The sequence below is a fragment of the Marinobacter gelidimuriae genome, from assembly GCF_000372805.1.
In the GTDB taxonomy this organism is placed as follows: domain Bacteria; phylum Pseudomonadota; class Gammaproteobacteria; order Pseudomonadales; family Oleiphilaceae; genus Marinobacter; species Marinobacter gelidimuriae.
In genome coordinates, this window is record NZ_KB889949.1 from 1 (window position 1) to 7,089 (window position 7,089).

Below are 7,089 nucleotides of genomic sequence, written 5' to 3' on the forward strand. Positions count from 1 at the left end.
CACCATTCTGACCGCAGTCACAACCAGCTTTGGTGATCGCGAGCCGGAAGTGGTTGAGATGCTGGGCAAGATGACCTTCAAGACCAGTACCATGAGTGCTCTGCTGGCCTGGATGGATNAAAATAACGCCTCCGCCGAAGAGGCTGCCGTTTACTTCCTGAGCAACAACAGCGATGAATGGTCTAGCTGGTTGAACGAGTCAGCCAGTCAACGACTTGCCAACGTACTTGGCCAGTAGACGTTTTTAATAAGAGCCGGTTCGCCGGCTCTTTTTTTATCCGGCCAAAAAAAGCCATACCCGATACCTCACTTTGAATGCGCAAGGAATATTGAACGCTCATGGCAACCTACGACTTCCTATTTTCATCGCTCGGACTCACAGAGTGGTGCGCTGAAGGCAAGAGCGACGCGCCCATGTCGATGGCCGCATTACTCAACAAATCCAAAGGTACGGAAGCCGATACGCCATCCCTCTGGGAAATACCGTTTCCATCCATGGATGCACTCAATGACTCTTGCGCAGCCTTCCCCCAGTCCCGAGATTTAACCCAAGGGCTGGAGCAAGGTTTCCTTGCCGTCAAAGACAATCTCAGCATTGTGCTGGACCCCATTACCCAGCCCTTGAGCTGGGCCCTTGATGGTGCTCTTTACGGCATGATCACTACGCCATGGTGGATCGTTATTCCGATTCTGCTGGCGGTTGTTCTGTTTGTCACCAAATCCTGGAAGCTGGTCGGCTTCGTGGCTGGCAGCCTGTGCCTGCTCGCCTTCATCGACTACTACGAATACGCCATGCAGACGCTGGCGATTATATTTGTCTGCGCGTTCATCTGTGTACTGCTGGGCGTACCTATTGGTATCGCCATGTCCCGAAATAACATGATGCAGAGGCTGACAGTCCCGGTACTCGACATGCTGCAGACCCTGCCTCCTTTTGTGTATCTGATCCCGCTGATTTTTCTGTTCAGCGTGACCGAGTCCAAACTGTACGGCATCGCCATCATTCTTTACGCCATTGTGCCCGTTATTCGCATGACCAACCTTGGCATCCGGTTGGTGGACCTAGACGTGATTGAAGCGGCGAATGCCTTCGGCATGACCAGCCGGCAAATGCTGTACAAGGTACAGATTCCGCTGGCGCTCCCCAACATCATGGCAGGGGTGAACCAAACCATCATGATGAGCCTGGCCATGGTTGTTATTGCCTCCTTGGTTTCGGCGCCCGGCCTTGGCGTGCTGGTACTTCAGGGCATACGCAACCTGGAACTCGGCGTTGGCCTGGTCGCGGGTCTTGGCATCGTTATTCTGGCGGTCATTCTGGACCGGGTAACCAAAGCATCGCTGGCGCGTATTAACGCCTCGCAAAAACAGTAAGGAAAAGCATTGTGGATCGGGACATCAAGATTTCAATCCGGAACCTGTACAAGATTTTCGGCCCTACTCCCGACGTTGCCCTTGAATACGTGAAACAGGGCATGGGAAAGGCCGAACTGCTCGAACAGCACCAGCACGTGCTGGGCCTTCAGGATATTAACGTGGATATACGCGAGGGCCATGTCACCGTCATCATGGGCCTGTCGGGCTCCGGAAAATCCACGCTCATCCGACATCTCAACCGGCTGATCGAACCCACCGCCGGTGAAATTCAAGTGGATGGCGAGAACGTGCTAACCTTTGACGAAGACCAGTTGCGCAAGCTGCGTCGGGAACACATGTCGATGGTGTTCCAGAAATTCGCGCTGCTACCGCACAAAACGGTCCTTGAAAACGCCGGGATGGCGCTTTCCGTGCGCGGCCATAAAATTGAGGAATTCGAAGCGGAAGCCAAAAAATGGATCGCCCGCGTGGGTCTGGAAGGCAACGAATACCAGTACCCGCACCAGTTGTCTGGTGGTATGCAACAGCGCGTTGGTATCGCCCGGGCACTGGCCTCTAACTCACCGGTCATGCTGATGGACGAGGCCTTCTCGGCACTGGACCCGCTGATACGGTCAGATATGCAAGACCTGCTGCTGGAGCTACAGGACGAGTTGCAGAAGACCATCGTCTTCATTACCCACGATCTGGATGAGTCACTGAAACTGGCAGACCACCTGGTGATACTCAAAGAAGGCTATATTGTTCAACAGGGTGAGCCGCAAGAAATACTGATGCACCCGAACGATCCTTACATCGTCAACTTTATCAGCGACATCAATCGTGCCCGGGTACTGCGGGTTCGGTCCATCATGAAGAAAACCACGGAAGCGCCTGACAACGTGGCCGGCGATATCGGTGAAAGAGACAACCTGGAATCAGTGATTGCACTGTCTGGAGGCGACACCAGCCTCATCTATCGCGTGGTTCGTAAAGGCAAGCAAGTCGGGGTTCTGGAGGTCCAAGACCTGTTCAAAGCTCTGGTGCCTACCGAAAGCACAGAAGGCGACACCCGCTCGCATTATTGAAAGAACGAAAACCGGGCAGCTCTGATCTTCAGAATCAGGCCTGCCCGGTTTTCGAGTTTTGCAGTGCCTGCTATGCCCCCGGACGATGAAGTGCCCTGTAGCGCTCCTCTAACTCAACACGAATCGCACGGCGTTCCTGGCCGTTCGCAAATCGCCTGATTTGATCATCAGTGACGGGTTCCATTTTGGGCACTTCGACGGATTTTCCATTTTCATCAACCGCCACCATGGTGAAAAAGCAGCTGTTGGTATGCCTGACCAGTTTTTCACGGATGTTCTCCGTGCTCACCTTAATGCCCACCTCCATTGACGTGCGCCCGGTGTAGTTAACGCTGGCCAGAAAGGTCACCAGTTCGCCCACATGAACGGGTTGAAGAAACATAACCTGGTCGACCGACAGAGTAACGACATAAGCACCTGCATACCGGCTGGCGCACGCATAGGCCACTTCATCAAGATGCTTAAGCAAGGTAAGATGAAGTGGTTGAATGGTTGGATCAAGCTTCACTATCCTAAGTGAAACGCCCTGTGCGGACCCGCATGCAGGGTGTTGTGGGGGCTGAGGGTTAGATGCCCTCGGCTACCCGATTACGCACTTGTTGACACCAACGGTGAAATTTCAACCAAAGGACGGTGCGAAGACAGGTCGTGAGCTGACTGCAGGCTTAGCCAAAATTCGGGGGACATGTTGAACGCCTTTGCGAACAACCAGGCTGTCTCGGGGGTTATTCCTCTTTTGCCGCGGACTATCTCGTTTACACGCTGAACAGAAATACCCAGATGCTCAGCTAAGGCGGTTTGACTCAACCCTAAAGGCTCAAGGAACTCCTTTATCAAAATAATGCCGGGATGTGTACTTACTCTGTGAGTTGGAATCATGGGGACACCTCAGTGATAGTCAACAATCTTAACTTCGTAGGCTCCGGCGCCTTGCCATCGAAAAACGATACGCCATTGAGAATTGACACGAATACTATAGAAGCCAACGTAGTCTCCCTTCAGAGCCTCCAACCGATTGCCTGGCGGAGATCGGAGCTCCTCCAATGACCCGACAGCATTCAGAATATCGAGCTTATAGAGCGCCGGCTCTTTGATATCGCTAGGCATCCTGCGAACCTTTGCACTGCTCACGCCGTGGTAAAGATTTTCCGTGAGACGGTTTCCAAAAGAATGGATCATAAGGACACATTAATGGATACACGGCATTCATGCAAATCAGAGTTGATGTGCGTAACGCTAGCAGCATGCGCGCCCTTGGAATGGAGCCGAAGGCGCAATGAAAAGGGCGTCACCGTGCCTGCATTGGTTAGCACTTGTTGACGTCTGCGTATATGTTGATAATATACATTCATGATGAATTGGGCACAAATTGCTGGCTTTGACTGGAACGAAGGCAACTCCCGAAAAAATTCGGGGAAGCACAGCGTCGGCCAGCCTGAGGCGGAAGCCATTTTCTTTAATGAGCCGCTCCTGGTGCTGGAAGACTCCAAGCATAGCCAGACCGAAGCCCGTTTACATGCCCTTGGTGAAACAGATGATGCGAGACTGCTGCACATTACCTTCACGCTAAGGCATAACGATACCCTGATTCGAGTAATTTCCGCTCGCGACATGCACCGCAAAGAGAGGGCTGTTTATGAGCAAGTTAAAAAAGACTCCTGAGTTCAAAACAGAAGCAAAAGAGCGAGAGTTCTGGGAGGCTCACGACTCCTCGGACTACGTGGATTGGAGTCAGGCAAAATCGGCGTCCTTTCCGAAGTTGAAGCCCTCAACCAAGACTATCTCTCTCCGCTTGCCCGAAACTCTACTTGACCGGATCAAAATCGAGGCTAATAAGCGAGATATGCCCTATCAATCGCTGATCAAGGCTTGGCTTGCGGACGATGTGAACGACAACCGCCGGGCCTGAAGTGCTAACGCCCGGCTCACGCGCCGGTTTGAAGCCGCGAAACGACGGAAAATCGGTCGTTGTGCAGCCGTTGGTTATGCCCTGTGCCCAATTTCCGACACGGAGTTCCACGGACGAATATTTTTCAACTGACCCTCAAGAGCCTCTTCCGCAATCTCTGTATCGTAGGCTGCCTGAGTCCGCAGCCAATACCCATTGGACAAACCAAAGAAGCGGCACAGTCGCAGGTCAGTGTCTGCGGTTATTGAACGCTTACCCGCAATAATCTGGCCTATTCTCTGGGCAGGCACGCCAATTTCTTTAGCGAGGCGATATTGAGAAATGCCCATCGGCTCAAGAAACTCTTCTTTCAGTAACTCGCCTGGCGTTACGGGATCAATGTTGCTCAGCATGCCAGAGTTCATATTGAGACTGCTGGTTCAGCCAACTCTCTGCCGAGGCATCAAACGCGATAGAAAGCCGAATAGCCATTCCTTGGCTCCTCCGTGGTTCTAATTGAGACGAGACAGAATGAGACGATTACAACGAAAGAGCAAGGCAGGGGCAAAACGCAAGACCTGACCCCCCGGAACTATTCTGGAACTATTCTTGGTCATGGGAACTATTCTTGGTCATGTGTTGCTTCAGGCAGCGACAAGCTTCTTAACCTTCAGCTCATTGCGATGTTGCTCAGCATGCCAGAGTTCATATTGAGACTGCTGGTTCAGCCAACTCTCTGCCGAGGTATCAAACGCGATAGAAAGCCGAATAGCCATTTCGGGACTAATACCAGCCTTGCCGTTCAGCACGGCGCTCAGAGTTTTGCGGCTTACCCCCAATGCTTCTGCGGCAGCCGTTACAGACAAGCCAAGGGGTTCCAGACAAAGCTCTCGCAAGACTTCACCCGGGTGGGGAGGGTTGTGCATCAACATCGGCGGTACCTCAGTGGTAATCTTCGTAATTCACTATCTCGGCATCTCCGTCCTCAAACCAGAACGTCACTCGCCAGTTACCACTGACCGTCACTGACCAAATTCCGGTGCGATTCCCCGAGAGCTCGTGCAGTCGAAGGCCTGGTAAGTCCATATCATTAACGTCTGACGCTGCGTTTAGCCTACCGAGAATAAGCCGAAGCCTCTTTGCATGAGCGGCCTGAATCCCTGCGGTGCTGCCGGACTTGAAGAATTTAGCCAAGCCCTTGTGTTTGAAGCTTCGAATCATTCCTTGAATGTACCCTGTAACGTATCGGGTGTCAAAAGCACATAACACCCTCCGCATTCACGACTTTGGAATGAGGGTAGGCGCGGCGGTCTGGCCATTCCCTGGCTCCTTCCATGGTCTAGTTGAGGCGGGATAGAATGAGGCGATTACAACGAAAGGGCCAAGCAGGGGCAAAACGCAAGACCTGACCCCGGCACTCTCTCGCACTCTCTCGCGGCACTCTCTCGCGAACCACGCCGGCTCTGCCGTCTTCCAGGCGTCGATCACGGTGGCTTTCCAGGACCTCTTTCAGTTCCGCTTCTACAGCCTTCTGAATGAGTGTCCTGGCTCCTGTTCGCAGCAATGCAGTCAATGGATCCTTGTCCTCTTCTCGACCTGCCAGGTCGATCACGTTACTCTTCGTCATGATGGCGTCCCTATGGTGGGTGGGTTGTTTGGCGATTACCAATCAACCAGATACGCCGCTTCTTTTCAAATCCTTAAACACCAGTTCTAACCATAACTCAATGCTAATCCGTTTATGACACTTAAAAGTGCAGGAACGATTGACTATGTTTTATAACTAACTATCATTACATTGTTACTTTTATTACATCTGCCAATGATGTTGATAGGTTAGATCTATTACACTTATCATAAGCACGTTGAATCATCCATTGTTGACCGTTTTTAGATTCACCCTCACTAGGAGCGTCTAAAAATCGTTTGCGGTATGTGACCTCATCTACCATATCCATATCACTAATGCCTGACATATAACTATCAAATACTTTTTTAATGTCATTAGACTTTATTGTACCTAAAAAGTCTGCGCAACTCTCATCAGCCGCTTGAGCCGTACCCGTTAAAGCGACTGTTACTCCTATTGCTAGTATTAATTTTTTCATCTTTCTCTTCCTTAAATTGATTTTTTAACTGCGACATATTCGACAATACCATAAAAAAAGTTATTGAAGAAATGAAAGCCACTTTTTTGAAGTGCTTTTAGACTGGTACGAATATTATGATATGCGACTGTTTTTCTCATATGCTTCCACCCATTCATAACCCAATGTCTTAAGTGTAAGCGCCAATAAATCAGCACCTACATTTCGGCTCGCCGATTGCACACACTGATTTCCTCACCCATTCCATGAGGAATCAGCATGACCCCAACCGAACGAGCACACGTCTGGCAACAGCATATTACTGATTGGGAAGCCTCAGGCGTGTCCGGCAGCGCTTACTGCAAGCAACAGTCACTGGTTTATCATCAATTCGTTTACTGGCGCCGGAAGCTGGCTCCGACTGAGGACTGTCTGCAGCAGGAACAAGCGACCACCGGGTTCGCTCGGGTCGTTTCTGCTCCTGGCGCTGGCATCGGCGGAGCCGATAACCTGACTGTGTCACTGCCTGGTGGTGTCTCCATCACTGGTTTGCGCGCCGGCAACATCGAGTTGCTCGGCGCTGTTTTGAGACAGCTGTGATGCGCCACCGATNTTTACGCCCGTCCTTGTCGTTGCCAGAGATTTACCTGTACCGAGCCCCCGTTGATTT

The 7,089-nt window shown here is 51.5% G+C and carries 13 protein-coding genes; 6 read left to right on the forward strand and 7 right to left on the reverse strand.

Annotated features, from left to right (window positions below; genetic code table 11):
• The first annotated feature begins 58 nt into the window (after window positions 1-58).
• The 3 genes from A3OI_RS20840 to A3OI_RS0118060 all read left to right on the forward strand — a co-directional run bounded on the left by A3OI_RS20840 (window position 59) and on the right by A3OI_RS0118060 (window position 2,444).
• Entirely contained in the window at window positions 59-238 is a 180-nt protein-coding gene (locus tag A3OI_RS20840) for a hypothetical protein (protein WP_456085390.1), read from the forward strand.
• Window positions 239-339: 101 nt separating this feature from the next.
• Complete coding sequence (locus A3OI_RS0118055; RefSeq protein ID WP_026224288.1) at window positions 340-1,374, forward strand: ABC transporter permease; 1,035 nt, start codon at window positions 340-342, stop codon at window positions 1,372-1,374.
• Between the two features lie 11 nt (window positions 1,375-1,385).
• The gene (locus A3OI_RS0118060) at window positions 1,386-2,444 is read left to right on the forward strand and encodes a betaine/proline/choline family ABC transporter ATP-binding protein (protein WP_018405614.1); all 1,059 of its coding nucleotides are present in this window, start codon (window positions 1,386-1,388) and stop codon (window positions 2,442-2,444) included.
• 70 nt (window positions 2,445-2,514) lie between these two features.
• Here A3OI_RS0118060 and A3OI_RS0118065 read toward each other — a convergent pair whose 3' ends face one another.
• The 3 genes from A3OI_RS0118065 to A3OI_RS0118070 all read right to left on the reverse strand — a co-directional run bounded on the left by A3OI_RS0118065 (window position 2,515) and on the right by A3OI_RS0118070 (window position 3,623).
• Window positions 2,515-2,952, reverse strand: coding sequence for an acyl-CoA thioesterase (locus tag A3OI_RS0118065; protein ID WP_018405615.1), 438 nt, complete (start codon window positions 2,950-2,952; stop codon window positions 2,515-2,517).
• An 80-nt stretch (window positions 2,953-3,032) separates the two neighbouring features.
• Window positions 3,033-3,323, reverse strand: coding sequence for a HigA family addiction module antitoxin (locus A3OI_RS22445; protein WP_081622979.1), 291 nt, complete (start codon window positions 3,321-3,323; stop codon window positions 3,033-3,035).
• A gap of 9 nt (window positions 3,324-3,332) precedes the next feature.
• On the reverse strand, window positions 3,333-3,623 hold the full coding sequence (locus A3OI_RS0118070; RefSeq protein ID WP_026224289.1) for a type II toxin-antitoxin system RelE/ParE family toxin: 291 nt from the start codon (window positions 3,621-3,623) through the stop codon (window positions 3,333-3,335).
• A gap of 171 nt (window positions 3,624-3,794) precedes the next feature.
• Here A3OI_RS0118070 and A3OI_RS0118075 point away from each other — a divergent pair, with 171 nt between their 5' ends.
• Complete coding sequence (locus tag A3OI_RS0118075) at window positions 3,795-4,106, forward strand: BrnT family toxin (protein ID WP_018405617.1); 312 nt, start codon at window positions 3,795-3,797, stop codon at window positions 4,104-4,106.
• A complete protein-coding gene (locus A3OI_RS0118080) occupies window positions 4,081-4,353 on the forward strand; it encodes a BrnA antitoxin family protein (protein ID WP_018405618.1) in 273 nt (90 codons plus the stop codon). The genes A3OI_RS0118075 and A3OI_RS0118080 overlap by 26 nt, the downstream gene beginning before the upstream one ends.
• A gap of 74 nt (window positions 4,354-4,427) precedes the next feature.
• Here the strand turns inward: A3OI_RS0118080 and A3OI_RS0118085 are convergent, their stop codons facing one another.
• From A3OI_RS0118085 to A3OI_RS0118105, 4 genes are all read right to left on the reverse strand, one after another.
• Window positions 4,428-4,757, reverse strand: coding sequence for a HigA family addiction module antitoxin (locus tag A3OI_RS0118085; RefSeq protein ID WP_018405619.1), 330 nt, complete (start codon window positions 4,755-4,757; stop codon window positions 4,428-4,430).
• A gap of 219 nt (window positions 4,758-4,976) precedes the next feature.
• Window positions 4,977-5,264, reverse strand: coding sequence for a HigA family addiction module antitoxin (locus A3OI_RS0118090; protein WP_007349588.1), 288 nt, complete (start codon window positions 5,262-5,264; stop codon window positions 4,977-4,979).
• A 10-nt stretch (window positions 5,265-5,274) separates the two neighbouring features.
• Entirely contained in the window at window positions 5,275-5,553 is a 279-nt protein-coding gene (locus A3OI_RS0118095) for a type II toxin-antitoxin system RelE/ParE family toxin (RefSeq protein WP_007349587.1), read from the reverse strand.
• Window positions 5,554-6,125: 572 nt separating this feature from the next.
• Window positions 6,126-6,440 (reverse strand): hypothetical protein, encoded by a 315-nt coding sequence (locus tag A3OI_RS0118105; protein ID WP_018405621.1) that lies wholly within the window; start codon window positions 6,438-6,440, stop codon window positions 6,126-6,128.
• Between the two features lie 258 nt (window positions 6,441-6,698).
• On the opposite strand from A3OI_RS0118105, the gene tnpA reads away from it, so the two are divergent.
• On the forward strand, window positions 6,699-7,019 hold the full coding sequence (gene tnpA, locus A3OI_RS0118110; RefSeq protein WP_018405622.1) for an IS66 family insertion sequence element accessory protein TnpA: 321 nt from the start codon (window positions 6,699-6,701) through the stop codon (window positions 7,017-7,019).
• Window positions 7,020-7,089 lie beyond the last annotated feature (70 nt).